This is a genomic window from Limnothrix sp. FACHB-881, assembly GCF_014698135.1.
Taxonomy (GTDB): domain Bacteria; phylum Cyanobacteriota; class Cyanobacteriia; order CACIAM-69d; family CACIAM-69d; genus CACIAM-69d.
Genome location: NZ_JACJSN010000030.1, coordinates 1 through 23,705 on the forward strand (window position 1 = coordinate 1; position 23,705 = coordinate 23,705).

General features: G+C 53.3%; 23 protein-coding genes. 14 read left to right on the top strand and 9 right to left on the bottom strand.

The window, feature by feature from the left end; genetic code table 11:
* The 3 genes from H6G52_RS17940 to H6G52_RS17950 form a co-directional block, all read right to left on the bottom strand.
* On the bottom strand, positions 1–117 hold a 117-nt coding region (locus H6G52_RS17940; RefSeq protein ID WP_206753603.1), incomplete at its 3' end, for an IS1 family transposase.
* 755 nt (positions 118–872) lie between these two features.
* Complete coding sequence (gene rsmH, locus H6G52_RS17945) at positions 873–1,781, bottom strand: 16S rRNA (cytosine(1402)-N(4))-methyltransferase RsmH (RefSeq protein WP_370567740.1); 909 nt, start codon at positions 1,779–1,781, stop codon at positions 873–875.
* Between the two features lie 94 nt (positions 1,782–1,875).
* Positions 1,876–2,133, bottom strand: coding sequence for a hypothetical protein (locus H6G52_RS17950; protein ID WP_190530176.1), 258 nt, complete (start codon positions 2,131–2,133; stop codon positions 1,876–1,878).
* Between the two features lie 103 nt (positions 2,134–2,236).
* On the opposite strand from H6G52_RS17950, the gene H6G52_RS17955 reads away from it, so the two are divergent.
* From H6G52_RS17955 to H6G52_RS17975, 5 genes are all read left to right on the top strand, one after another.
* On the top strand, positions 2,237–3,502 hold the full coding sequence (locus tag H6G52_RS17955) for an aspartate aminotransferase family protein (protein WP_368670746.1): 1,266 nt from the start codon (positions 2,237–2,239) through the stop codon (positions 3,500–3,502).
* A gap of 149 nt (positions 3,503–3,651) precedes the next feature.
* Complete coding sequence (locus tag H6G52_RS17960; protein ID WP_190530148.1) at positions 3,652–3,867, top strand: hypothetical protein; 216 nt, start codon at positions 3,652–3,654, stop codon at positions 3,865–3,867.
* Positions 3,868–3,930: 63 nt separating this feature from the next.
* Positions 3,931–4,386 carry a hypothetical protein gene (locus H6G52_RS17965; protein ID WP_099534553.1) on the top strand — a complete coding sequence of 152 codons (456 nt, stop codon included), beginning with the start codon at positions 3,931–3,933 and terminating at the stop codon, positions 4,384–4,386.
* Between the two features lie 316 nt (positions 4,387–4,702).
* Positions 4,703–5,038, top strand: a complete 336-nt coding sequence (cutA, locus tag H6G52_RS17970) for a divalent-cation tolerance protein CutA (RefSeq protein ID WP_190530150.1) — start codon at positions 4,703–4,705, stop codon at positions 5,036–5,038.
* A gap of 88 nt (positions 5,039–5,126) precedes the next feature.
* Positions 5,127–5,471 (top strand): SH3 domain-containing protein, encoded by a 345-nt coding sequence (locus H6G52_RS17975; RefSeq protein WP_099534552.1) that lies wholly within the window; start codon positions 5,127–5,129, stop codon positions 5,469–5,471.
* On the opposite strand, the gene H6G52_RS17980 is transcribed toward H6G52_RS17975, so the two are convergent.
* Positions 5,468–7,312 (bottom strand): penicillin-binding transpeptidase domain-containing protein, encoded by a 1,845-nt coding sequence (locus H6G52_RS17980; protein ID WP_190530152.1) that lies wholly within the window; start codon positions 7,310–7,312, stop codon positions 5,468–5,470. The two genes, H6G52_RS17975 and H6G52_RS17980, sit on opposite strands and share 4 nt — an antisense overlap.
* A 70-nt stretch (positions 7,313–7,382) precedes the next feature.
* The gene (locus tag H6G52_RS17985; protein ID WP_190530154.1) at positions 7,383–7,553 is read right to left on the bottom strand and encodes a hypothetical protein; all 171 of its coding nucleotides are present in this window, start codon (positions 7,551–7,553) and stop codon (positions 7,383–7,385) included.
* Between the two features lie 103 nt (positions 7,554–7,656).
* Between H6G52_RS17985 and H6G52_RS17990 the strand changes: the two genes are divergently transcribed.
* The 6 genes from H6G52_RS17990 to H6G52_RS18015 all read left to right on the top strand — a co-directional run bounded on the left by H6G52_RS17990 (position 7,657) and on the right by H6G52_RS18015 (position 14,915).
* Positions 7,657–8,787, top strand: coding sequence for an ABC transporter ATP-binding protein (locus tag H6G52_RS17990; protein WP_099534550.1), 1,131 nt, complete (start codon positions 7,657–7,659; stop codon positions 8,785–8,787).
* Between the two features lie 105 nt (positions 8,788–8,892).
* Complete coding sequence (locus H6G52_RS17995) at positions 8,893–10,008, top strand: spermidine/putrescine ABC transporter substrate-binding protein (protein WP_099534549.1); 1,116 nt, start codon at positions 8,893–8,895, stop codon at positions 10,006–10,008.
* A 105-nt stretch (positions 10,009–10,113) separates the two neighbouring features.
* Positions 10,114–11,007 carry an ABC transporter permease gene (locus H6G52_RS18000; RefSeq protein WP_190530156.1) on the top strand — a complete coding sequence of 298 codons (894 nt, stop codon included), beginning with the start codon at positions 10,114–10,116 and terminating at the stop codon, positions 11,005–11,007.
* Positions 11,008–11,140: 133 nt separating this feature from the next.
* A complete protein-coding gene (locus H6G52_RS18005; RefSeq protein WP_234407040.1) occupies positions 11,141–11,938 on the top strand; it encodes an ABC transporter permease in 798 nt (265 codons plus the stop codon).
* Positions 11,939–12,177: 239 nt separating this feature from the next.
* Entirely contained in the window at positions 12,178–13,908 is a 1,731-nt protein-coding gene (mutL, locus tag H6G52_RS18010) for a DNA mismatch repair endonuclease MutL (RefSeq protein ID WP_190530158.1), read from the top strand.
* Positions 13,909–14,078: 170 nt separating this feature from the next.
* Positions 14,079–14,915: a prohibitin family protein gene (locus H6G52_RS18015; protein WP_190530160.1), complete on the top strand. Its 837-nt coding sequence runs from the start codon at positions 14,079–14,081 to the stop codon at positions 14,913–14,915.
* 11 nt (positions 14,916–14,926) lie between these two features.
* Here H6G52_RS18015 and H6G52_RS18020 read toward each other — a convergent pair whose 3' ends face one another.
* The 4 genes from H6G52_RS18020 to H6G52_RS18035 all read right to left on the bottom strand — a co-directional run bounded on the left by H6G52_RS18020 (position 14,927) and on the right by H6G52_RS18035 (position 19,718).
* Positions 14,927–15,460, bottom strand: coding sequence for a hypothetical protein (locus H6G52_RS18020; protein ID WP_242026489.1), 534 nt, complete (start codon positions 15,458–15,460; stop codon positions 14,927–14,929).
* Between the two features lie 110 nt (positions 15,461–15,570).
* Positions 15,571–17,352: an SLC13 family permease gene (locus H6G52_RS18025; RefSeq protein WP_099534544.1), complete on the bottom strand. Its 1,782-nt coding sequence runs from the start codon at positions 17,350–17,352 to the stop codon at positions 15,571–15,573.
* Positions 17,353–17,639: 287 nt separating this feature from the next.
* The gene (locus tag H6G52_RS18870) at positions 17,640–18,596 is read right to left on the bottom strand and encodes a ParB/RepB/Spo0J family partition protein (protein ID WP_190356266.1); all 957 of its coding nucleotides are present in this window, start codon (positions 18,594–18,596) and stop codon (positions 17,640–17,642) included.
* Between the two features lie 198 nt (positions 18,597–18,794).
* Positions 18,795–19,718, bottom strand: coding sequence for a LysR substrate-binding domain-containing protein (locus H6G52_RS18035; RefSeq protein ID WP_190530162.1), 924 nt, complete (start codon positions 19,716–19,718; stop codon positions 18,795–18,797).
* 376 nt (positions 19,719–20,094) lie between these two features.
* Here H6G52_RS18035 and H6G52_RS18040 point away from each other — a divergent pair, with 376 nt between their 5' ends.
* The 3 genes from H6G52_RS18040 to H6G52_RS18050 all read left to right on the top strand — a co-directional run bounded on the left by H6G52_RS18040 (position 20,095) and on the right by H6G52_RS18050 (position 23,134).
* A complete protein-coding gene (locus H6G52_RS18040; protein WP_099534541.1) occupies positions 20,095–21,555 on the top strand; it encodes an APC family permease in 1,461 nt (486 codons plus the stop codon).
* 68 nt (positions 21,556–21,623) lie between these two features.
* A complete protein-coding gene (locus H6G52_RS18045) occupies positions 21,624–22,340 on the top strand; it encodes a cadmium resistance transporter (RefSeq protein ID WP_190356268.1) in 717 nt (238 codons plus the stop codon).
* Positions 22,341–22,405: 65 nt separating this feature from the next.
* On the top strand, positions 22,406–23,134 hold the full coding sequence (locus tag H6G52_RS18050) for a cadmium resistance transporter (protein ID WP_190530164.1): 729 nt from the start codon (positions 22,406–22,408) through the stop codon (positions 23,132–23,134).
* Positions 23,135–23,705 lie beyond the last annotated feature (571 nt).

Consider the following 23,705-nt stretch of genomic DNA (forward strand, 5'->3'; position numbering starts at 1 on the left):
GGAGAAGGTTTGGTGGCAAGCTGGACAAAGATAGCGCTGATGTCCATTGGGCATCCTGCCGTGTTTATGGGCTTTGCTGTGACCGCACAGAGGGCATTCCATGGCGTGAACCTTCATCCATCAGTCTCTCTACTCTATCAATCCCACATTAGATTGACGTACGACCCAACAAATCGAGGTTATCCGGTTCGTCATCAACCACCATCAATTTGAGTTTTGTTTCTGCTCTTGGTGTGGTTTGGACGACTAAGCTCATCGCGTGCTCCACTTGCACTGCTGGACAGGGTTGGCGGGGGTCGCGGGGGTGACCCCAGGGATGGGGATGGGCATCGGGTTAGGTTTTTGCAAACAAGGTTACCCGATCGACAAAGGGGGCTAGAAAGGAGGCTAGTTTTTATTACTTAGCCTTTTCGATTCTGACGACCATGATCCGGTTGATCGCGCCATTCCTGAGTGAGGAATGGGCCGCTTCCAAGCTGGGAAGAGAATTGATCCTCGGGACTGGTGTAGCGATCGATACAAGTGGGCCAAGGCTCACTCGGGACAAGGGGGAATTCCCACGTTCTACCCTAGCCTACCCGATGTGCTGAAACACTGGGCGTGAAATCCTAGACACAAACCAACTGATTCAGCCCATGCCCTGGCCGTTGACGAACCAATGACTAGATGCGCTGGCTAAGCGACTGGCTGAGCGACTGGCCGAGCAACTGATTAGTTTTTACCCAGTTTTGGCTTGAGGAATCATTGGGCTGGAGAAATCATTGGGTTTTGAATCATCCCGCTCATCAATCCTTCAGTGGCCGAGAAATTTCAGCAGCCCCCAAAGAAAAATACAGGAAAAGTTCAAAAGAAACCCATTGGCATTGATTCGGCTAGATTCTCTCTGCAATTCGCAATTTTGCGGATCGCGATCGGGAATTTTGACCCATTTCAGCATCGTTGGGGCAGATGGGCTTTTTGGTGATGACTTTGAGTTGGGTTGATTCTCGCAGTCGGTGCTTCACAATTCGATCCTCAAGGCTGTGGAAGCTGATGACGGCGAGGCGGCCCTGGGGAGCGAGCCAATTGGGGGCCCGATCGAGCAGGGTTTCCAAAACTGCTAACTCTTGGTTCACCACAATCCGCAGGGCCTGAAAGGTGCGGGTGGCGGGATGGATACGCCCATGGCGATATTTACCGGGCACACAGCGGGCGATCGCGTTGGCCAGTTCGAGGGTGGTTTGGAAAGGCTGCGTTTGCCGCTGTTCTACGATCGCCCGAGCAATCCGCCGAGATAATCGTTCTTCACCATAGGTATAGATCGCGTTGGCCAGGGGCACTTCTTGCCAATGGTTCACCACATCGGCGGCGGATTCCGTGAGCCGATCGTCCATGCGCATGTCCAAGGGGCCGTCGTGGCGAAAGCTAAAACCCCGATCGGGCTGGTCAAACTGCATGGAGCTAACGCCCAAGTCTGCCAAAATGCCGTCAAATTGCTGATCGCCGGGGTTGAACTGCGCAAAGTTGCTGCGCACGAAGGTGACGCGATCGCCCCAGGGGGCCAACCGTTCCCGCGCGATCGCCAAGGCGCGATCGTCACAATCGAGGCCCACCACCCGCACCTCTGGATCGGCCGCCAGCAGGGCCGCCGTGTGGCCCCCAGCACCCAGCGTGGCATCCAGGTAGCACCCGCCTGATCGAGGTTGCAGACCCGCGATACATTCGTCTCGGAGCACGGACAAGTGGCCCCAGTCGATCGACTCAGCGGGGAGTGCCTCCGCCCCCGATCGGCTCCCATTAATCGATTCATCCAGGCCAGAATCCACAGGGCCAGAATCCACAAAGTCAGGCTCCACAGGATCAGACCCCACAGGATCAGATGCAACGGGACTAGGCTCAGGGGCAGAACTTGCGGAACTCATGGCAGCGGCGGTCATAGCAAACATCGGCGAAGCAAACATCGGCGAAGCAAACATCGGCAAGGTGCAACATTGGCGGCCACCGGGCTGAGGCCAAGGGAACCAACGGAGTTCCATTATCCGCCCGGGTGGGAATTCGCCGATCGCGGGTCGATCGTGCCGAGTCAACCGCTGCCGGGCCCAAGTCAAGATTTCCAGACCGATCGACCCTCAGGATCCAAATCAGATCTAGCAAGCCCTTGGTTTCCTCCTCTACAATCAACCCAACCTTTAACGACGATCCCTACCGTTCCCTTCATCGGATTTGCCGTTAAAGCCATTGTTTAGGAGCAACCATCGTGAGTCCCCAAGTCCTCGCTGATCCCGCCTCGATCGCCCCAGTTGCCTTTTCCACCGAGGCCTTTGACGCAGCCGTCATGAAAACCTACGGCCGCTTCGCGATCGCCCTGGAGCGTGGCGAAGGTAGCCGCGTTTGGGACACCGAGGGCCGCAGCTATTTGGACTTTGTGGCGGGCATTGCCACCTGCACCCTGGGCCATGCCCACCCCGTGATGACCAGCGCCGTGAGCCAGCAGATTCAAAAACTGCACCACGTTTCCAATCTTTACTACATCCCTGAACAAGGCGCGTTGGCGGCCTGGTTGGTGGAACATTCCTGCGCCGATCGGGCGTTTTTCTGTAACTCCGGAGCCGAAGCCAACGAGGGCGCAATCAAACTGGCCCGCAAATATGCCCACACGGTGTTGGGCATTGATGAACCGGTGATCCTCACGGCCCACGCCAGCTTCCACGGGCGCACCCTGGCCACCATCACCGCCACCGGTCAGCCTAAATATCAAAAGAACTTCAGCCCTCTGGTTCCGGGGTTTGAATATATCCCTTACAACGACATTGCAGCCCTGGAAGCGACGATCGCCCGCTTGGAAACCAACGGCCCCCGCGTTGCTGCCATCATGCTGGAAGCACTCCAGGGAGAAGGGGGCGTGCGTCCGGGCGATCGGGCTTATTTCCAACGGGTTCGGGAAATTTGCGACGATCGGGGCATCTTGTTGATTCTTGATGAAGTGCAAGTGGGCGTTGGCCGCACGGGGCAATTGTGGGGCTACGAAAACCTGGGCATTGAGCCGGATATTTTCACTTCCGCCAAGGGTTTGGGCGGTGGCATCCCGATCGGGGCCCTGCTGTGCAAGGCCAAGTGCAATGTGTTTGAACCGGGTGACCACGCCAGCACCTACGGCGGCAATCCCTTTGCCTGTGGGGTGGCGATGGCCGTTTGCCAAACGGTGGGCGCACCGGGCTTTTTGGACAATGTGCGCGATCGGGGCGAGCAATTGCGGGCGGGTCTGAAGGCCCTGGCGGTTCAATACCCCAACTTGATTGCGGAAGTGCGCGGTTGGGGTCTAATCAACGGTCTGGTGCTGAAGGAGGATGCGGGTCTCAGCTCGATCGATTTGGTCAAAACCGCCATGGCCGCCGGTCTGTTGCTGGTGCCGGCCGGGCCGCAGGTGGTGCGATTTGTGCCGCCCCTGATCGTCACTGCCGCCGAAATTGATGAAGCGCTGGCCGCCATCACCCAAGCGATCGCCACCTTGCAAGCGGCCTAGGGCGATCGGGCTGGCTATGCCGATTGCGCGAATTGCGTCAATTTGATGAGTTGATTTGATTAATCGATTGGATTCAACAGGGCGATCGGGAAACAAGCTTGCTTCGTCCATACCCAATGATCCAAATGATCTAATCTGGCGGGATAGGCATGGCTTATCCCGTTTTTGATTTTTTGATTGAACGAACCCAGAGCCTGATCATCAAGTTGGTGGCTAAAGTGGCTAGAACCGACCGCCAAAATTTGCTACCAACTTTGCCAATAAAATTTGCTAACAAGGTGTGGAGGCTCAAGCAGCCCCTGACTCAGTGGCCCATCATCCAACAGCCGAAATTCAGCGGTAGCCCCTCGGCCGAGGCCTTTTAGCCGTCGTGATTTGCCTTTGCCAGCAGGCCAGCCCCTCCGCGATCGCATCTTGCAAAAATTCCCATGAAAATCATTAAGAAAATTCTGGCGGGCAGCTTTCTCACCCTGGGCGGCTTCTTTTGGCTGGTCGCTCTTTTGGTTCCGTTGTCGCCCTTGGAACCGGGACAAACCGTTGCCGATCGGGAGCGCGAAAACCAAAGCGCTATTTTGGGATGTGTTGTCTTTGGTGCGCCCTTTGTGGCGGGTGGTGGCTGGCTGCTTTGGGATCTTAAAAAACAACATCAAACACAACAAAAAAATCAAGAGCGCCAACAACAGGAACAGCTACGCCAATGCCTGATGGAATTGTTAGCTGAAGGACAAGGCCAGGTCACCCTATTTGAATTTGCCATGCGATCGGGCTTGGAGGCCGATCGGGCCCGCGCCTATCTCGATCGCATGTCGATTGAATTTGGGGCAGAATATCAAATTGGGCAGCAGGGAGAAACGCGGTACTTTTTCCCGACCAGTCACCATTAATTTCAGAATTGCAGAATTAACCTCAAATTCCAGATTGCAGATCGCAAATTCCAGATCGCAAATTCAAATCACAAATCCAGTTCCAAATTCAATTTCCGGAGATGTCTAAAAAGCACCATTGATCTTTTGCCAGCTCCCGAGATCACCGAAGGCAAGGGGCTTAAGTCCCTTGTCCCAAAGATTGCCGATTTTTGATTTTGTTGTCTCTAGGATTGCTGGTTTTTATTATTCCCAAGATTGCTGGTTTTTAGCTCGGTACTGGGAAGCACGTTTCAGCTTGTTCAAATTGGCAAGATTGTTCAAATACTCTCTCAAAATGGTTTTCTACTACATCACGCTCAACAAGGATGAGGAAGCTCGCCAAATCAGTCGAGACCTCTTTGCCCAAAAATTAGCAGTCTGTGCCAACTGGTTCCCAATCACTTGTGCCTATGTTTGGGAAGGTGAAATTTGTGAAGAGCCGGAAATTGTTCTAATTGTAAAAACCCAAGCGGGCTATCGATCGCGGATTGAATCCGTGATTCAGTCTTATATTACGTATACTAATTGCATTGCTGAATGGGTTCCCAATGGGGTGAATTCAGGATTCCAAAATTGGCTCAATTCCGTTGTGCCTTTTGCCAGTTCCTCAGAGCCTGATTCCTTAGATTAGGCCTTTAAAAATTTCAGAAATTAAAGATTCAAACCAAGATCAGTCCATGAAATTTCTTGTTCAATCACTTCCCCTTTTGCCGACCGCAATGGGCATTGCCACAATTTTGAGTCTTGCGATCGCTCCGCCGAGTTCAGGGCAATCCCTTGGAGCCAATTGTTTTGGCACAATTCGCGGTAATTCAGCGGTGAATTTGCGATCGGGCCCGGGCACTCAATTCCCGATCGTAGATCGAGTCAATCCAAGCAGTACGGTGATTTTGCTCAACGACGCGAATGAGCGGTGGGAACCCAATCCCCTGACCCGCACCGATGGCCAGGGCAATCAGTGGCACATGGTCACCAAGTCCCGATCGGGTCAGGGCGAGATCGTGCCGCCTCATCGCCGGGCCTGGATCCGCGAAGACCTGATGAGCATTAGCTGTCCGCCCTAGGGAAGCCAGCGATCGAGCGATTGCACATAGTTGACCACCGTTGCCCCGGCAATTCGTTCGGCAGCTTGGGCAGCGGGGGCACTGGGTTCTTGGCTCGCCGCACCGTTGGATGGAGTTGCGGCGGAATCGGCGGGAACCGAGGGGCGATCGCTCGGCGGCTCCACAAAGGTAACCACGACAATTTTGGGATCGTTGGCGGGGCCCGCTGCCACGGCCCAAGCGCCGATCGGTTGGTCGCTTTGCCGCACCAGGCTATGGGTGGCCAACCAGCCGATCGCGGCGTTGGGTTGGGGTGGGCGATCGGGAGGCTGGCTCGCCTCGGGGGCGGGGAGGCTGCTGGTGCGCGGTTGCAGGGCCGATCGCAACAATTCCAAGGTGCTGGGCTGCAATCCCAAAAACTCCCGGCTGACCTGGGCCGATCGATCCTTGACCAAATGGGGTTGCACCCGATAACCACCATTCACCGCCACGGCGGCCATCACGGCAATTTGCAGGGGTGAAGCGGCCATTTCGCCCCGGCCCAAGGCCAGATTCACCCCTTCGCCCAAATACCAGCGGGCTTGCACCGATTCCCGTTTCCAAAGGGCTTCCAAGCTGGGGCCCGGATCCTCATCCTCGGCCAGTTCAATGCCCGATCGCTGGCCAAACCCAAACCGACGGGCCCAGGCGATCGTGTTGGTGCTATCCAGCCGGAGCGCCACCTGCTCAAAAAATGCATCACTGTCTTGGGTGTCTAACTTGCCCAAGGCCTCTCGAAAGTTGAGGGTGACAATGCTTGGCCAGGTGACCTTGGTAAATTCCGCCCAGGGCAACCCGCCGGGACGACTGCGGCGATCGATCCGCCACCGTTGATGAAGGGCCATTTGCCCCGACTCCAGCGCCGCCACAGCGGTAATCCACTTGAACAGCGCGCCCGGACGAATGGCTTTCAGGGCCCGGTTGCCCCCCTGACCCGGGTCGGGCCATTGGCCGGCCATGGCCAAGACCGCGCCATTGTCCGGATCCAGGGCAACTGCGGCCCCGCTGACTCCGTTAATCAGCCCCTCCAGGGTTTGTTGCAGCGGTAAATCTAGGGTCAGGCGAACCGGCGTGGGCGGTTCCGTGGGCTTGCGGGCCAACACGCGCACAGGCAGACCATTGCGATCGAGTTCCACTTGCTCGCCCCCGGACTGGCCCCGCAGTTGGGCCTCCAGGGCCGCTTCCAAGCCCGATCGCCCAATCAGATCGCCCGATCGGTAATCTTGCAGCGGCTCCAGGCGATCGACCTCCGCCGCGTTCACCTCCCCCACCTTGCCCAAAATGGTCTGGGCGAGCTGTCCATGGGGATAGTCGCGCTCCGCCTCGGGCTGGATCGCCAGGCCACGCACTTGGGTGGCCAACTCCGCCACCGTGGTCATTTGCGAAGGGGGCAACCCCCGGGCCAAGCGCACCAATACGGGCGATCGCCAACCGGCCTGCTCCAGTCGTGCCAGCAGTTCCGACTCCGGCCGCCCCAACACTCGGGCCAACTCCGGCAAAATGGCCCGCCACTCTTGCGGCGATTGGGCCACGGGCCAAGCCATGGCCGAAATTGAGGGGCGATTATCCACCAACACCCGCCCCGATCGATCCAGCAGGGCAGCCCGGGTTGGCAGGGTTGGCATCAGTCGAATTCGGCTGGCCGCCGCCAATTGTCGATAGTGCTGTCCTTCCACCAGTTGCAGATAGGCCAACCGGCTGCCAATGCCCCCCAACAACACCACGGCCACGATCAAACACCCCAACGGCTGGTAGCGCCGCCCGATCGTCCGTTCCGGCTGCTGATCCAATTTGGGCGAGTTGGGAGGAGGCGATGCGACCATGGAACGACAACAGCCCAGCGCGGGCGCAGCGAAAAGGGCTAATCGATGAGGGTTAATCAAGGGGATTTAATCAGCTTGCCACAGACTGCTCCCGCAGACCGCCGCCGATGGAGTTCGTCGCAAAACCCGAAATAGTCGGCATAGAATAGGGCAAGATTTGTTCAATTCCCGTTGTCCAGTTCTCGTTGTTCAGTTCCCGTTGTTCAGTGACGAAGCTCAAACCTGAGGTTCGATCGCCCATGAACCGCCAGGTTTGAACAACTGCCCCAGAGCAACTACCCTGGAACAATTGCCCTGGAACAATTGCCTCGATGGTCTTTCAATCCCCGGCAGCATCACCGGCCATGTCCCAAACCGCAATCCGAGCCAGCCAGGCGATCGAAACCGATACCCAACTGGATGTCGAGTTACGAAAAGTCTTCAAAGTCTATAACGGCGAAACCGCTGTGCGCGGCGTGGATCTCCACATCGGGCGGGGTGAGTTTTTCAGTATTTTGGGTCCCTCCGGTTGCGGCAAAACCACCACCCTGCGCCTCGTGGCTGGCTTTGAGCAACCTTCGGCCGGCGAGGTGCTGGTTAGGGGGCAATCGATGCTGAATGTGCCTCCTTACCAGCGCCCCGTCAACACCGTGTTTCAAAGCTATGCGCTCTTTGGACACATGACCATTTGGGACAATGTGGCCTTTGGTTTGCGGATCAAGCGTTGTGGCAAGGCGGAAACCGAGGAGCGGGTGAACGAGGCCTTGGCCCTGGTGAAGATGGAGAAATTCGCCCGGCGCTATCCCAACCAGCTATCGGGCGGTCAACAACAACGGGTGGCCCTAGCTCGGGCCCTGGTGAACCGACCGGCGGTGTTGCTGTTGGATGAACCCTTGGGCGCGTTGGACTTGAAACTGCGCAAGGAAATGCAGATGGAACTATCCACACTGCATCGGGAATTGGGGTTGACCTTTGTGATGGTGACCCATGACCAAGAGGAAGCCCTCAGCCTGTCCGATCGGATCGCGGTGATGAATGAAGGGCGCGTGGAACAGGTGGGCAGCCCCAGCGAGATTTATGAGTCACCGCGCACGCCGTTTGTGGCGGATTTCATTGGGGATACGAATCTGTTTCGAGGCCGGGTGGCGGAGTTCGATCGCACCGGCAGCGCGATCGTGACTGACAGCGGCCTGAAGTTGGTGGCGGCCCCCAGTGGAGATTGGGCGGGCAGCGCGGGCGAGGCGGCGGCTGTGAGCGTGCGCCCCGAAAAAATTCAAGTTAGTCTTTACCCGCCCGACCTGGCGGTGAACTGCTTTGAGGGCTGGTTGCAGAACGTGATGTACCTGGGAACCCATGTGCATTACGTGGTAGAACTGCGATCGGGCGATCGGTTAACGGTCATGCAGGTGAATACCGGCGGCGAATTGCCTGCCCTCAAAACCCCCATTTACGCCTATTGGTCAACGGCCGATGCCCTGGCCATGCCAGCAGCCTAGGGCGAAGGGGGGCTAATCAACCATTCCCCAGGGACTGACTCCCACAGTCCTGGTTCCCAAAGCATGGCCCAGCCAGCGCTCTACCCAACCTTGCTTTGATCATTCATGGCTTCCGTTGCCCCTTCTCGTCGTGCCCTCTCCCGTCGTGACTTCTTGCGCCGCACTTCGGTGGCGGCCGCTGGCCTGGCCATGACGGGCTGTGGCTGGCGTTTGGCCCAGGTGCGGCCATCGCCGGGCGCAGTCGGGGATCCTTCCAAGCTTTATATCTACACCTGGGCTGGCTACACCGATGAGCTACTGATCGCTCGGTTCCAAAAGGAAACGGGCCTGTCGGTGGTGGTGGATATTTTTGATTCCAATGAGGTGATGTTGGCCAAGCTGCAAGCGGGCGGCGGCAGTCAATACAGCATCATCTATCCCTCCGATTACATGGTGCGGCAGATGCGAGAGCGCAATCTGCTGCGGGAGTTGGATCACGATCGACTGCTGGGGTTGCAGGATTTGTTGGAAACCTACCAAAATCCCAGCTATGACCCCAAAAATGGCCACAGCGTCCCGGCTGCTTGGGGCACAACGGGCTTGATTTACAACCGGCAACGGGTCGATCGCCCGCCAACGGATTGGGAATTTTTGTGGGCTAACCGGGCCCGCCTCCAGCGCCAGGTGACACTGTTTAATGATCAGCGGGAAACCATGGGCTTGGCCTTGCGCCGGTTGGGCCATTCCTACAACTCCCAGGATCCTGATCAAATTCGCCAGGCCTACGAAGCATTGCGGGAACTGCGACCGGCGATCGCCCAATTCACCACGGATGGTTGGAAAGACCGGATTTTGGCGGGGGACTTAACGATCGCCATGGGCTTTTCCTCTGACGCGATCGAAGCGATCGAGGAAAATGACCAGTTGGGCTATGTGATTCCCGCCAGCGGCTCTTCCCTCTGGACAGACACGATGGCGATCCCGATCAGTGCGCCCAATGTGGAAGCGGCCTATGCTTGGATGAATTTCACGCTGCAGCCGGAGGTGGCCGCAGGCATGACCCAACGCCTGAAGTTTGCTACCGCCAGCCGCCGGGCGATCGAACAGTTGCCACCGGATTTGGTGCAAAATCCCAGCCTGTTCCCGTCTCAATCGGTGCTTGATCGCTGCGAGGGCATTGCTCCCGTGGGCGCGGCCACCTCCCTTTACGATCGCTACTGGACTCAGCTAACCAGCGGCTAGGGCCGAGCAAGCCTTAATGACTGTTAATTGAACGTTAATTGAAGCTGTTCACGCCAACTGCCCAACCCCTTGAACTGTCTTTGCTGATTAGTCCTAACAAGCCCTATGACCCCCGCTAGCCCCGCTAACCCGATCGTTGAGGCTCCCGCACCCAAACCCCGCCGTTGGGTTGGCCCCTGGGCGCTGTTGGGGCCGCCGGGCCTGTGGCTGTTGCTGCTGTTGGTTTTGCCGGTGCTGGTGATTTTTGAACTCAGCCTGGTTCCCGGCATCAAGCCCGGCGATTTGGTGAACCCCTCAGGGATTGACAACTACCTGACGGTGTTTCAGCCCATCTATCTTCAAGTGATTGGGCGCACCCTGTTCTATGCGATCGGGACAACGGTGGTTTGTTTGCTGCTGGGGTTTCCGGTGGCCTACTGGTTGGCGCTGATGTCGCCCAAGCGGTGGCAAAACCTGCTGTTGGTGGCCTTTACGCTGCCCCTGTGGACTTCTTCGCTGCTGCGTTCCTACGCTTGGATTACGATTTTGCGACCCACGGGCGTGTTGAACTCCCTGCTGGGGTTGGTGGGGCTGCCGGGTCTGGATATTTTGAACCAAACGCCCGCCGTGCTCCTGGGGATGGCCTACAGCTTTTTGCCCTACATGGTGCTGATTCTGTACTCCTCTCTGGAAAAGCTCGATCGCCGATTGTTGGAAGCGGCGGCAGATTTGGGGGCCACCCCGATCGAGGCCTTCTGGAAAGTGACCGTTCCCCAAAGCTTGCAGGGCATTGCCGCCGGTTCGCTGCTGGTGCTGATCACCAGTTTGGGCGACTTTGTGAACCCGGAATTGCTCGGCGGGGCCTCCAGCATGACGGCTTCCCGGCTAATCTATAACCAGTTTCTGGGTGCGACCCAAAATTGGGGCTTTGGTTCGGCTTTGAGTATGCTGATGATCCTGGCTGTCAGCTTGGGGATTGCGTTGCTCATTCGCTACGGTGATGGCCGCCCCGCTGCCTAGGGTGTTTGGGGATGCATGATGGTGCAGTGGTTCGTTTGTCTTTGCTTGATTCCCTTTGATTGCTCTTCCCGATCGCCCCATGCTCGATCTCGATCCTGCTTCAACGGATTCCCAGGAGGCCCTCGCAGACGCTATGGCTCGATCGCGTAAGCCTCGCCTGACCTGGCAGGGCGCATTTACCTCGGTCATGTTCTTCCTGATGTACCTGCCGATTCTGGTACTGACGGTCTATAGCTTCAATCAGTCGCCCTACAGCGCCGGTTGGACAGGGTTCACCCTGGAGTGGTATGCCAAGCTGCTGCGGGATGGGCGAATTTTGGGAGCCTTGCAAACCAGTCTTGCGGTGGGTTTGGGGGCTGTTTTGGTGTCGGCGGTGTTGGGAACCACGATGGCCGTTGGCCTGGCCCGCTATCGATTTTGGGGCAAGGGGCTATATCTAGGCATGTCCTATTTGCCCTTGATTGTGCCGGATATTGCGATCGCGGTGGCCACGTTGGTGTTCTTGGCAGCGCTGACGATTCCCCTCAGCTTTTGGACGATCGTGGCGGCTCATATTGTCTTCTGCTTGGCCTATATTGCCCTGGCGGTTTCCACTCGCTTGGCGGATCTCAATCCCTATTTGGAAGAAGCGGCCCAAGATTTGGGCGCAACGCCGGTTCAATCCTTCTTTCAGGTGTTGTTGCCGCAACTGGTGCCGGGAATTATGTCGGGCTGTTTGTTGGCCTTTGTGCTCAGTTTGGACGACTTTTTGATTGCCAGTTTCACGGCCGGTGGCGGTGCAACAACACTCCCAATGGAAATTTTCAGCCGGATTCGCACGGGGGTTAAGCCGGATGTGAATGCCTTGAGTGTGCTGTTGCTGTTGGGTTCCGGGGCGATCGCCTTTGCGGCTGAATGGCTCCGTTTCCAAAGCGAGAAAAAGCCCTCTTAGGGGATGTTTGAAAAGCCAAAACGGCTACCTTGCGGGTCTCACCGACCGACAAAGACAGGGGGCTTAAGCCCCTTGCTCCCCACGATCCGCTAACGGCAGAATCGGGGTTTCAGGCGATTTGACGACAGGCCCTAAGCCCCTTGCCCCCAAGCCCCCTAGTGCTTTAGCTTTCAACCGATTTTTCACAATCTCTCGATTCCGGGAGGAGCCATCACCGTCGTCTGGCAACTGAGAAAAGAATGAGATCCATTCAACCGCTGCCGATCGAGGTGGTGAATTTAATTGCAGCGGGGGAGGTGATCGACTCTCCGGCGGCGGTGGTGCGCGAGTTGGTGGACAACGCGATCGATGCGGGAGCCACGCGGTTGGCCCTGTCCCTTTGGCTCGATCGGGGCCAAATTCGGCTCACGGACAACGGCTGTGGCATGAGCCGAGCGGATCTGTTGCGGGCGGCCGCTCCCCACAGCACCAGCAAAATTCACGATCGCCCCGATTTGTTCAACATCCGCAGCCTGGGGTTTCGGGGAGAAGCATTGCACAGCTTGGCCCAACTGAGCCGCCTGAGCCTCAGCAGCCGGCTGGTTGGCGGGGAGGGTTGGCGAGCGGTTTATGATGCCACAGGCCAGGCTGTGAGCTGTGAAGCGGCCCCGATCGCGCCGGGAACCATTGTCTTGGTGGAGGATTTGTTCGAGGCTTGGCCGTCACGGCGCGATAGTTTGCCGTCTTTGGCTCAACAGTTGCGATCGATCCAGCAGGTGATTCAGCAAGCAGCCCTTTGTCATCCCGCCGTGGCCTGGACGGTCTATCGCAACGATCGGCTCTGGTTTGCCTTGTCGCCGGGAGATTCTGCCCGTCACCTGTTGCCCCAAATCTTGAAACCGGTGCGATCGGCAGATTTGCGGGAAGTGCAGTGGGTGGCCGCCTTGCCCAGCGACCAGGAAGGAGCCGCCCAAATCACCGTCACCTTGGGTCTGCCCGATCGCGTCCATCGGGCCCGTCCTGATTGGGTGCGGATTGCCGTGAACGGGCGAATGGCGGAAGTGCCGGAACTGGAAAGCACGATTTTTGCAACCTTGGGGCGCACCCTGCCGCGCGGCCGCCACCCGATCACCCTGGTGCATCTCCGGTTGCCGCCCCAATGCATTGACTGGAACCGCACCCCCGATAAACACAAGCTTTATCTCCAGTCGATCGACCATTGGCAAGCCCAGGTACAGGCGGCGCTTCAACAGGCCCTTTCCTTTCGCGAGGCGATCGACGAACCCCAAACCAACACCTACGCGATCGGGCGAACGGCCCAGCTCATTCGGGCCGCCGAAGGGCGATCGACCTATCGTGTGCGCACCGCCGCCGATCCCAACGCCTCTCCGGATGATCCCCAAGCCCTGGGGCAGCCCCGATCGCCCGAACCACTTGACGATCCCTTGGGGGGACAACTGCGGGCGATCGCCCAGGTTCACAACACCTACATTGTGGCGGAGCATACCGGCGGTCTATGGCTAGTGGAGCAGCACATTGCCCATGAGCGGGTCTTGTTTGAATATTTGCGCGATCGTTGGCAAATTTCCGCCCTGAAGCAACCGATCGTCCTGAATGAGCTGAGCGAGGCGGAACGGGAGGGGCTGGTGAGCTTGGGGATTGAAATTGAACCCTTTGGCGATCGCTGCTGGATTGTGCGCAGTGCTCCGGATCCCTTACTCGATCGCCCTGACTTGGCCGCCGCCTTGGGGGAGCTGGCCCACAGCAACAACCTGGAAGCAGCCCAAGTGGCCGTCGCCTGCCGCACCGCCATTCGTAACGGCACGCCCCTGACGCTTGTGGAAATGCAAGATTTGCTCGATCGATGGCAACGCACCCACAATCCTCGCACCTGCCCCCATGGGCGACCGATTTATTTACCCCTCGATGAATCGAGTTTGGCGCGTTTTTTTCGTCGCCATTGGGTCATTGGCAAAAGTCACGGCATTTAGCCCTTAATTGCTCCCATTATTTCGGTAGTAATCCTGCAAATCAGTTCGCAAATCAGTTCCTTAGTTACCCCCTCAAAAAGCGATTCAGCACAATTTTTCAGCTCAAGGAGTTTCAAGATCAACGTTAGAATAGAAAAATCTTCCGAAAGCGCCCATTTTAGCAACCCTTAATGATTTTCATTAGTTCCCTAAAACATATCTCTCAATTAAAAATTATTCGATTATTTGCGGCTCTTTTTTTGACCCTGATTATCCTGCAACCGCTGGTCATTATCTCGGCCGGGGAGCGGGGCGTGGTGCTCCGTTTTGGTCAGGTGCAGCCTCAAATTCTCAATGAAGGCCTACATCCGATCATCCCGATCGCGGAAGCCGTTAAAAAATTAACTGTTCGCGTTCAAAAGCGTGAAATTTCAGCCGAAGCCTCTTCTAAAGATTTGCAAGAAATTGAAACCGATGTGGTCTTGAATTGGCATTTGGTTCCCGATGAAGTTAATTTAGCGTTCCAACAGCTCGGGGATGAACTGGCTGTGGTCGATCGAGCCATTGATCCCGCCGTTGAGGAAGTTTTAAAAGCCGTCATGGCCAAGTACACGGCGGAAGAAATTATCACCCGCCGGGAAGAAGTGAAGGGAGCCGTAGACCAACTGCTGAGCAATCGGCTACGGGGATATCATATTTTTGTTGATGATATTTCGCTGGTTCATGTCAATTTTTCCGATCGCTTCAGTGAAGCTGTCGAAGCCAAGCAAATTGCGGAACAGGAAGCCAAGCGAGCGGAGTTTTTGACCCTGAAAGCCGCCCGAGAAGCGGAAGCAAGGGTTAATTGGGCCAGGGGTGAGGCCGAAGCACAACGACTCCTCAAAGAACACCTGACCCCAGAGTTAATTCAACGCCAGGCGATCGAGCGGTGGAATGGTCAATTACCGACCATCATTGGTAGCGAAGGATTAAAGCTCTTTAACCTAGAATCTCCGCCCAAGGCTGTAAATTCCACCCCAAATCGCTAGGAAAGGGATTGCTACTCTTGAAAGCTCAAACCATCCGGCAAGGTTAGGATTCCGAACTGCACCAACGCCACCACCAAAATTGTATAGGCCGTGGAAGACAGCAATCCTGTGACCAGCGTTTTCCGAAAACTTTTATTTTGATCCTCCTTTTGAACCATTTCCGTCGCCCCAAATTGCATCATCAGAATTCCCACCACATTCGAGAGCCAATAGCCCACGATCGCACCCCCGAAAAAACTGTGCGGAATTAGCCAATTGCAGAGCGCACCAAAGCCATAGGCGATCGGCAGATTGAAAATCAAATCATTCCACCAGCACAGTGGCGAGAGCAGATAGCCCACAACAACCAGCAGCCCACCTTTCAATTTTTTCAGGAGTTTGAATCCCAGCGTTTGGGATTCTGCCGCTGTAATTTCTTGCTGAAACTGAGCAACCGCTTGGGCATCTTGACGGGTTGCCCCATTGGTTGCATTGGCGGTGTTCATGGCTGTGTTCAGGGATTCATCAATGGGCAACGGATGGGTGGGTGAGGGTTGGGAAGTCATAGATTCCATAGTTGTGATCAAAGGATTGCGGTAGAGAGACACAATAACTTGGCATTGCTTGGTTGAGAGTTAACCAAAGTCATTGTTTCAGCAAGAATCAAAGTCATTTTTTAATGACTTAAGTTTAGCCCATAAAACCAAATTGACATTAGCGGCACAAGGAAGGTCAGAATTAAGTTCAATGGAATTCCTACCCTGGTGAAGTCTAAGAATTTGTAGCCTCCTGGCCCATAAACCATTGTATTAGTTTGATAACCGATCGGGGTTAGGTAGCTATTTGAAGCCGCAAACATCACCACCAGCATGAACGGCAAAGTGTAGAATTCCAGGGTTTCCGCAACCTTCACCGCAATGGGCAACATTAATAAAACCGCCGCATTATTAGACAGGGCTTCAGTGAAGAGGGTTGTTACGCCATAGAACAAAACTAACAGCCAAAACCCCGAAAGATGTCCTCCCACTTGCGTTAATTGTGATGCTAACCAGTCAGTAGCTCCTGATTTTTCCATAGCGGTTCCTAGGGGCATCAGACCCGCCAGGAGGAAGATAATATCCCAGCGAATGACTCGGTAAATTTCTCGAGGCCGCAAAATTCCCGTGGCAATTACCAAGACAACACCCGCCAGAGCGCTAACCAAAATGGGAACCGTTTCCGTGGCAGCAGCCAGCACGGTTCCTAGGGCGATCGCCAGGGCTAAACCAGCCTTGTCCCGCTTTAAGGGTTCCAGTTCTCGCGGTTCTACTACTAATAATTCAGGGCTGGATTGCAGGCCGCGCAAACTGTCATGTGGCCCTTGCACCAATAGAACATCACCAAATCGCAAACGAACATCCCGCAACCGTTCGCACAAGCAATCTTGTCCACGACGAATGGCTAAAACCGTGGAGTTATATCGTTGCCGAAATCGCAGTTCTTGTAAGCTAGAGCCGATGAGACTAGAGTTCGAAATAATTAAGGCTTCCGCAATCGATCGCTCGTTAGATTCGAGAGAAAATTTGGCATCGGGTAGGATTTCCAGCCCCCGTTCATCCTTCAGGGTCAGCAGGCGATCGCGGTTGCAGCGAACCAGCAAAATATCCCCTGCCATTAACAGCCAATCGTGGCTTACAGGTCTATAGGTAATGCCATCGCGAATCACTTCCAAAACATCAAGATCATATCGATGATGAAAGTCACTGGCTGGCAGCGATTTCCCAATCAAAGAGGACTGATGGGTCACAATAATTTCGCTGAAATAATCACGCAGCCCATAGTTTTCAACGGTTGAAATTTCACCGGGCTTCCGTCGATCGGGCAAAAGATTGGGAGCCGCCAGTGCCAAGTAGCACAGACCAATCACAAAGACGATCAGGCCCATGGGTGCAAACTCAAACAGGCCAAATTCTCCATAGCCCAGTTGCTTAGAAAGTCCACTAGCCACCACATTGGTTGAAGTGCCAATTACTGTAATCGTGCCGCCAAGCACAGTGGCATAGGACAGCGGAATTAATAGCTTTGAGGTAGAGATATTCTGTTTTCGGCACCAATTTTCCACAATCGGAATAAACACCGCCACCACGGCTGTGTTATTCAGAAATGCTGTGATCGGCCCCACAATTGACCCCAGCACAAAAATTTGGCGAGTTGGATTCTTGCCGCCTTTTTGTTGCAGAAATTCACTGACCACTTGAATCGCACCTGTACGTTCGATCGCGGCACTCAGCACAAACATTGCCATAACCGTGATCGTTGCTGAATTACTAAATCCAGCGATTCCCTCTTCGGGAGTGATGAGTCCTAGGAGAATTAGCAAAACAGCAATTCCAATTGCTGTGATATCAACGGGTAACCATTCCACAATGAATAGGAAGAATGTGATCGCCAAAACACCAAGAGTAAGCGCAATAGACATTGTTAGCTACGGTTTTAAGAAAAACCGCTAGAAGCGAAGAGATTTAATTGTCATGAAATTTCTAAGGTTCTTGAGAACAACAACTTAAAATTTCATGATCATTACAAGGCAGAATTTTTTTCAAGCATCCAATCATTTAGTAGAGCACCTAACTGCACCCAGAAAATTATTCAGAGATCAGATCAAAGCACCTTAAACAGGATTTTAGATAGTTCATTCATTAATCTTGACTAAATCGACCGACAAACCGTAGTTTATGGACAAAAAAACGGTTTGTCGGTAAACTATCACTCAATCTCTTGGGACTCATCTAACTCTGCAATGGTGATTAATTCAGCCATCAAGGATTCTACCCTTTGCCGTTTTAGGGGATCGTTCAAAACTCCCGACTGCTGTAACCGACGATAGGTATAACTCCAACGATCTCGCAGAGAGCTGGGTAAGTTGGAAGTTGTTTCAGGACTGTTGAGGCTGGCTACCTGTTTACGAATTTCGGAGAGTGATAAATCTCGTGAAATTGCTTCTTGTAATAGATGATTTTGTTGATTGGGTTGCCGAACTCTGGAAATGGCCAACGCTTTGGTGTAGGACAACTGACCTTGGCGCAACGCATTGAGAATGGCTTCTGGCAGCTTCAGCAGGGGCAGCCGATTGCTGACAAAGGACTCCCAAGTCATGGTTCCGATCGACTGGAAAATGGTGCGAATCGTCTCTCGCTCTGCATTACCCATAACGTTATGAGTTTTTTTGCCCTTGGCCTGATTTCGCAAGCGGTGCAACAGCAAAACGATCGACTCAGCAGGCTGTTGAAGCTCCAGGGACAGCAATTTTAAAATACTTTCGGTTTCCTCGATCGGGTTGAGATCTTCGCGCTGCAAATTCTCCAAAAGGGCAATTCGCAGGGCTTCCCGATCACTCAGGGCCCGAATAATTACGGGTACTTGCGATAGACCAACCTTTTGGGCCGCGCGATATCGCCGCTCACCAGCCACTAATTCATAGCGCCGCTCATCAATGGGACGAACTAACAGCGGCTCCAAAATTCCATATTGGGCGATCGATTGAGCAAGGCTATGGAGGGCGATCGGGTCAAAATACCGTCTTGGCTGACTGCTTGGAAGCTGTATATCACTGAGGGCCAAGGTCGTGGGGTACTGAGCTTGGCTATGGAGAGGCACCACAGAAGATTCCTGGGACAATTCTTTAAGTTCTAGGGGGCGAAGTTGGGGATTGACAGCGCTCATTGGGTTAGCAATTCCAGGTTTAGCGCAGTTGCAAATGGCATTTTGCAGTTGCTTTTGACCTAAAATACTATATCCCGATCAAAAAACCGTACTTTATCTGGAAATTACCCAACGGGTCTCGCCCATCATTGGCGCACGACTGGCTCAGCACTGGCTCAGCAGTGACGCATCATTGGCTGATCAATGGTCTATTCCTAACTAATAACTGACTAGTAATTGCTCAAAAACCCGAGAAATTTTGGTCTGAAAGCGCTGTCGATGGCGCAACTTCAAAAAGGGGCGACGAATTTCCAAAACCGATGACTGCTCGGGATCAATGATCGGAACCGCACGCATAGTCCGAAGCTGCAACTCTTTTTCAACGATCAGTTCTGAAATGGCTGCCGCTCCCACGCCTTCCTCCACCAGAACTTTCACCATTTCTCCGGTGGTTAGCACCAGGGCGATCGGCAAACTTGAAGGATCCACCTGCCAACTCAATAAGGCTTCCTCAAATCGCTGTTGAGTGCCCGACCCTGGTTCGCGCATTAACCAAGCCGTTTCTGACAACTGATGGGTTTCCACAAATGGCAGCTCAAACCAAGGGTGCGAAGGGCCCACCACAATCACTAGGCGATCGCCCCCAACAATGGCCTTTTCTAAGTGCCGTTGGGTTGAGGGCAACACTTCCCCTTCAATTAATCCCAAATCAAACGCGCCCGTCGCCGTTCCTGTGCAAATTTCCTCAGTATTAGCGAGGGTGCAATTCACCACAATGCCCGGATGGCGACGCTTAAACTCTCCAATTTTGCGCGGTAGCCAATAATTCCCGATCGTGAGGCTAGACCCCAAATGCAATTCTCCTCGCTGCATTTCATTGAGTTCACGCAAGCCTCGTTCTGTCAAAGCCACCCGATCGAGAATGTCCCTCGCTTCTGCTTGCAACAATCGCCCAGCATCTGTCAGTTCCACGCGCCGCCCAATGCGATGAAACAGACGCAGACCATAACTGTCTTCTAGGGACTGAATTGCAGCGCTCACCGCAGGCTGCGTTAGATAAAGGGACTCTGCGGCTCGCGTGAAGTGTAAATATTCCGCAACCGCCAAGAAAATTTGCAACCGATCAAGCGTTATTCCAGACATTTCACCAAACTTAAAATTTCAATTAAAATCTCGATCTATTTTCAAAATTTCCGTTCATCGCGAGAATTTTTAGCTTCTTTCAACCAAGATTTCGAGCTTGTTGAGGTTCTCATCAATTTTATTGATGGTTTTGAGAAAAAACAGTATTTGCTTAAACTCAGTCAACTCCTTAATCTGTAGTTAATTTGATCGATGTGCTCCAAAATACTTGTCAAAGCAACATCGATATGCAACACGAACAGCAACAGAATTCACAGACTGAACGAGTCATGAATGCCTAGTCATCAATCATAGAGAGTTATCCCTTTTACTTCAGATAACTTTCAGGCTTCAGATCAGTTCATCACTCAGTATTCTGGTCTCATTGAGGGATCGCATGACTACAGAACTTGCAGTGAACCGTAGTGTTCACGGTCTCAAGGCAGAATGTTTACCCTTTGGTGAAGTTCTTGGCCAATCCATCGCGGTAATTGCTCCGATCACAACCCCTGCCGCTAACTTAGGGTTAGTCTTTGCCCTGGCGGGAAATGGCACTTGTCTTAGCTTTTTGTTGGGAACGATCGGGCTGATTTTTGTCAGTATCAACATCAATCAATTTGCCCGCCGTTCCGCCTCTCCCGGATCGCTCTACACCTACATTTCCAAAGGCCTTGGCCCCACAGCCGGTGTTATCTGTGGTTGGGGTCTTCTGCTGGGCTATTTGCTCACGGGGATGGCGGTTCTTTGTGGCTTTGCCAATTTTGGTCAAATCTTTTTAGGCAGTTTGGGCATTCACACCCACATCATCACCCTGCTGGCATTAGGAACCGTGGTTGCTTGGTATGCCGCCTACCGAGATATCGAATTATCAGCAAGAACATTGTTGATTTTGGAAGGTATTTCTGTCCTGTTCATTTTGCTCTTGGGGGGAATTGTTTGGGCTAAAACAGGCTTTGCCCTTGATCCACTACAGTTGACCTTAGCCGGTGCAACCCCCAGCGGTGTTGCCATGGGATTAGTGTTAGTGGTTTTTGGCTTTTCTGGTTTTGAAAGTGCCACCACTCTTGGGGATGAAGCGCAAAAACCCCTATCAAGTATTCCGAAGGCTGTCCTAGGCAGCACAGTGCTTTCGGGGTTGTTTTTCTTGGTTATGGCCTATATCGGTGTGGTGGGGTTCAATCATGCCGGAGGAAATTTAGCAGGTCATGAAGAGCCTCTCAGTTTCTTAGCTACCTGGGCTGGTGTTGGATTCCTGGGCCAAGCGATCGGGATTTGTGCGTTGGCTAGCTTTTTCGCTTGTGTTTTAGGCAGCATTAATCCTGCTGCTCGCATCTTTTTCACCATGGCGCGGCATGGTCTCTTTCACTCGGCTTTTGGTGAAGCCCACGACACCAATAGCACGCCCCATATTGCTGTTTCTTTCATCTCCGTTCTGCTCTTTTTAGTGCCTGCTTCAATGACCATTTTTGGTCTTAAGGCCTTCGAATCCATGGCTTATTTGGGCACGATGTGTACCTATGGATTTTTGGTGACCTACATTTTGGTATCGATCGCCGCGCCGGTTTATCTCTATCGAATTGGCAAATTAAAACCCATTGATGGGGTCATTGGTCTGCTGGGCGCTGGTTTCATGATGTTGCCAATTTTGGGCATGGTCGGAATTCCCGGAAGTACTTGGTTTCCCGTGCCGGAAGCGCCTTACGATGCATTTCCCAAGCTCTTTCTGCTTTACCTAGGTTTGGGTTGTGGCTGGTTTTTCTGGCAGCGATCGCGCTCTCCCAAAATGATTCGACGAATGCAGCACTCGATCGAAGCGATCTATGTCCGGTTTGAAGAGTCCGAAGATGCTGACTGCTAATCGATTGCTTGGTTCAATCTCGATAGGCTCTACTTCGCTTCTAGTCCCTTCTTCTGCAACCCTTTCCTATGGACAACTTACTGACCGTAATCCCCACGAGTGTTGCTGCCTTTGCAGCCACAAACATTGACGATATTGCAATCCTGATGTTGCTTTTTTCTCAGGTCAATGCCAATTTTCGTCATTACCACGTGGTCGCTGGGCAATATCTAGGGTTTTCAGCTCTGGTAGGCGCAAGTTTGTTGGGTTTCTTTGGGGGCATGGTTTTACCCCACCATTGGCTAGGTTTGCTGGGTCTAATCCCGATCGGCATGGGACTGGGCAGATTGTTTGACCGGGGTGAAGATGCCACCGATGAAGAACTAAACCTAGCCATTGACGGCGATGGAACATCACCCCATTGGATGAATTTAGTGGGGCCCCAAAGTCTCAGCGTCGCAGCCATCACGATCGCCAACGGGAGCGACAATGTGGGCATTTACACGCCCTTGTTTTCCCATAGCTCAGTGCCAGAGCTAATTCTAACCATTCTAGTTTTCCTAGTTTTGGTTCCTGTTTGGTGTTACATTGCTCATCGACTCACCCATCAAGCCCAAATTGCAGATTGGTTAGCCCATCGGGGTCAAACCATGGTTCCTCTAGTACTCATCGCGCTCGGGATTTATATCATCCTTGATAGTGGAGCCATGAGTCCGGGTTTGTTGGCTGCTAGCTGCACTTGTTTGGTGGCTTTAACTTGGCGACCCCAGCAACTGAGTGAAGTTCCCGAAAAGGGTGATTCTTGAGACGATCGCGACGATTTTTACGACTCTTGCAATGCTTTTTGCCCTAAACATCATGTCCGAGCACCATGATTGATCAGCGCCCCTTGGCTGAGCTAGCGATTAGTGCTTTTGTGGCGGGAACCAGTTCCTTCATTGCCACAAATATCGATGATGTGGTGGTGCTGATGGTGTTGTTTGGTCGCCCCGATCGGCTCTTCCGCGATCGACAAATCCTGATCGGGCGCTATCTGGGGTTTGGTCTGATTGTGTTAGCCAGCTTGGTAGGGTTTTGGGGAGGATTACTGCTCCCTTCCTGGTCCATTGGGCTATTGGGCTTTCTCCCGATCGGGATCGGCATTTCGCAACTGCGCGCTTCTCAATCTCAGGAATCAGAATCCTCCGCTCCTGAACTAGATTCGTTCGGATCTGAGCATCAAGCGTTAACCGAGCGATCGCCCAATTTAGCGTTTCGACATCGAGTCAAGAAACTACGTCAATGGCTGCCTTGGCTATCCCCTCAAGTCATCCAAGTGACAATGATTACGCTTGCCTGCGGTGCTGACAACATTGGAATTTATATTCCTCTGTTTGCCTCCTGCAACTGGCTGGAACTCAGCATTATCCTCTGGGTTTTCTTTGCAGGCGTAGGATTGCTTTGTTGGCTAACACGCCGGTTCAGTCGCTATCACATGATCACCCAATGGATTAGCCGATTTGGTCATCAATTTGTTCCTTGGATTTTCATTGCTCTGGGAATAGGAATTTTCTGGGAGAGCAACCTTCCGCAACTGCTATTTTCCTTCATGCTTCCTTAAGCTCAAGATCTTGGCAAAATCAGGGGACTTTGTTAGACTTTTTGAGTCACCAAAGGCTATATCTAGCTCGTTGATTTAGTTGCTTCAATTCAGGTTTTTCAAGGGTTCAACAAGCAAAATTGCTCATTAAATTGCTCACTCTTGAATTAAACCAATCAAAGCAACTCGAAATAGCAATCTTTCTCAAACTTCCACCTCATTTCATTGTTCGAGAACGCATTGAAGCCAATGCATTGGTGTGGAAATTACTAACTGCCACCGTGCGGTGATCTTAAACCAAGCAATTCGGTTTGAATGATTGCAAGATTTTGCAGCAACAAAACAGAGTTTTAGGCATCAAATGAAAAGCCTTCCTCGTCAATGCCCATGCTAGCAGTTTTTGCTTTTTTGTGTTCTTTGAACCTTTTCAGGTTGTTTAATTTTTCCTAAATTGGGAAACCAAAGCGAGAAATCATGGGCAGTTTTTTACAAGCATTAATGTTCAGCCACCCACCATAGTTGGGATCGGTTTGAAACGTAGAGCATTGCGAAATTTGCAGAATTTTCAGTCATCAATCAGTCATCAAGAGGA

Excerpts from the sequence above, each read along its gene's own strand:
- H6G52_RS17965 (WP_099534553.1), top strand. The coding sequence starts at position 3,931 with ATGAAAATCATTAAGAAAATTCTGGCGGGCAGCTTTCTCACCCTGGGC.
- H6G52_RS17995 (WP_099534549.1), top strand. The coding sequence starts at position 8,893 with ATGGCTTCCGTTGCCCCTTCTCGTCGTGCCCTCTCCCGTCGTGACTTC.
- H6G52_RS18045 (WP_190356268.1), top strand. The coding sequence starts at position 21,624 with ATGGACAACTTACTGACCGTAATCCCCACGAGTGTTGCTGCCTTTGCA.
- cutA (WP_190530150.1), top strand. The coding sequence starts at position 4,703 with ATGGTTTTCTACTACATCACGCTCAACAAGGATGAGGAAGCTCGCCAA.
- H6G52_RS18870 (WP_190356266.1), bottom strand. The coding sequence starts at position 18,596 with ATGAGCGCTGTCAATCCCCAACTTCGCCCCCTAGAACTTAAAGAATTG.
- H6G52_RS17960 (WP_190530148.1), top strand. The coding sequence starts at position 3,652 with ATGGCTTATCCCGTTTTTGATTTTTTGATTGAACGAACCCAGAGCCTG.
- H6G52_RS17990 (WP_099534550.1), top strand. The coding sequence starts at position 7,657 with ATGTCCCAAACCGCAATCCGAGCCAGCCAGGCGATCGAAACCGATACC.
- H6G52_RS18025 (WP_099534544.1), bottom strand. The coding sequence starts at position 17,352 with ATGTCTATTGCGCTTACTCTTGGTGTTTTGGCGATCACATTCTTCCTA.
- H6G52_RS17975 (WP_099534552.1), top strand. The coding sequence starts at position 5,127 with ATGGGCATTGCCACAATTTTGAGTCTTGCGATCGCTCCGCCGAGTTCA.
- H6G52_RS18000 (WP_190530156.1), top strand. The coding sequence starts at position 10,114 with ATGACCCCCGCTAGCCCCGCTAACCCGATCGTTGAGGCTCCCGCACCC.
- H6G52_RS18015 (WP_190530160.1), top strand. The coding sequence starts at position 14,079 with ATGATTTTCATTAGTTCCCTAAAACATATCTCTCAATTAAAAATTATT.
- H6G52_RS17980 (WP_190530152.1), bottom strand. The coding sequence starts at position 7,312 with ATGGTCGCATCGCCTCCTCCCAACTCGCCCAAATTGGATCAGCAGCCG.
- H6G52_RS18020 (WP_242026489.1), bottom strand. The coding sequence starts at position 15,460 with ATGACTTCCCAACCCTCACCCACCCATCCGTTGCCCATTGATGAATCC.
- H6G52_RS17985 (WP_190530154.1), bottom strand. The coding sequence starts at position 7,553 with ATGGGCGATCGAACCTCAGGTTTGAGCTTCGTCACTGAACAACGGGAA.
- H6G52_RS18040 (WP_099534541.1), top strand. The coding sequence starts at position 20,095 with ATGACTACAGAACTTGCAGTGAACCGTAGTGTTCACGGTCTCAAGGCA.
- mutL (WP_190530158.1), top strand. The coding sequence starts at position 12,178 with ATGAGATCCATTCAACCGCTGCCGATCGAGGTGGTGAATTTAATTGCA.
- H6G52_RS18035 (WP_190530162.1), bottom strand. The coding sequence starts at position 19,718 with ATGTCTGGAATAACGCTTGATCGGTTGCAAATTTTCTTGGCGGTTGCG.
- H6G52_RS18005 (WP_234407040.1), top strand. The coding sequence starts at position 11,141 with ATGGCTCGATCGCGTAAGCCTCGCCTGACCTGGCAGGGCGCATTTACC.
- H6G52_RS18050 (WP_190530164.1), top strand. The coding sequence starts at position 22,406 with ATGATTGATCAGCGCCCCTTGGCTGAGCTAGCGATTAGTGCTTTTGTG.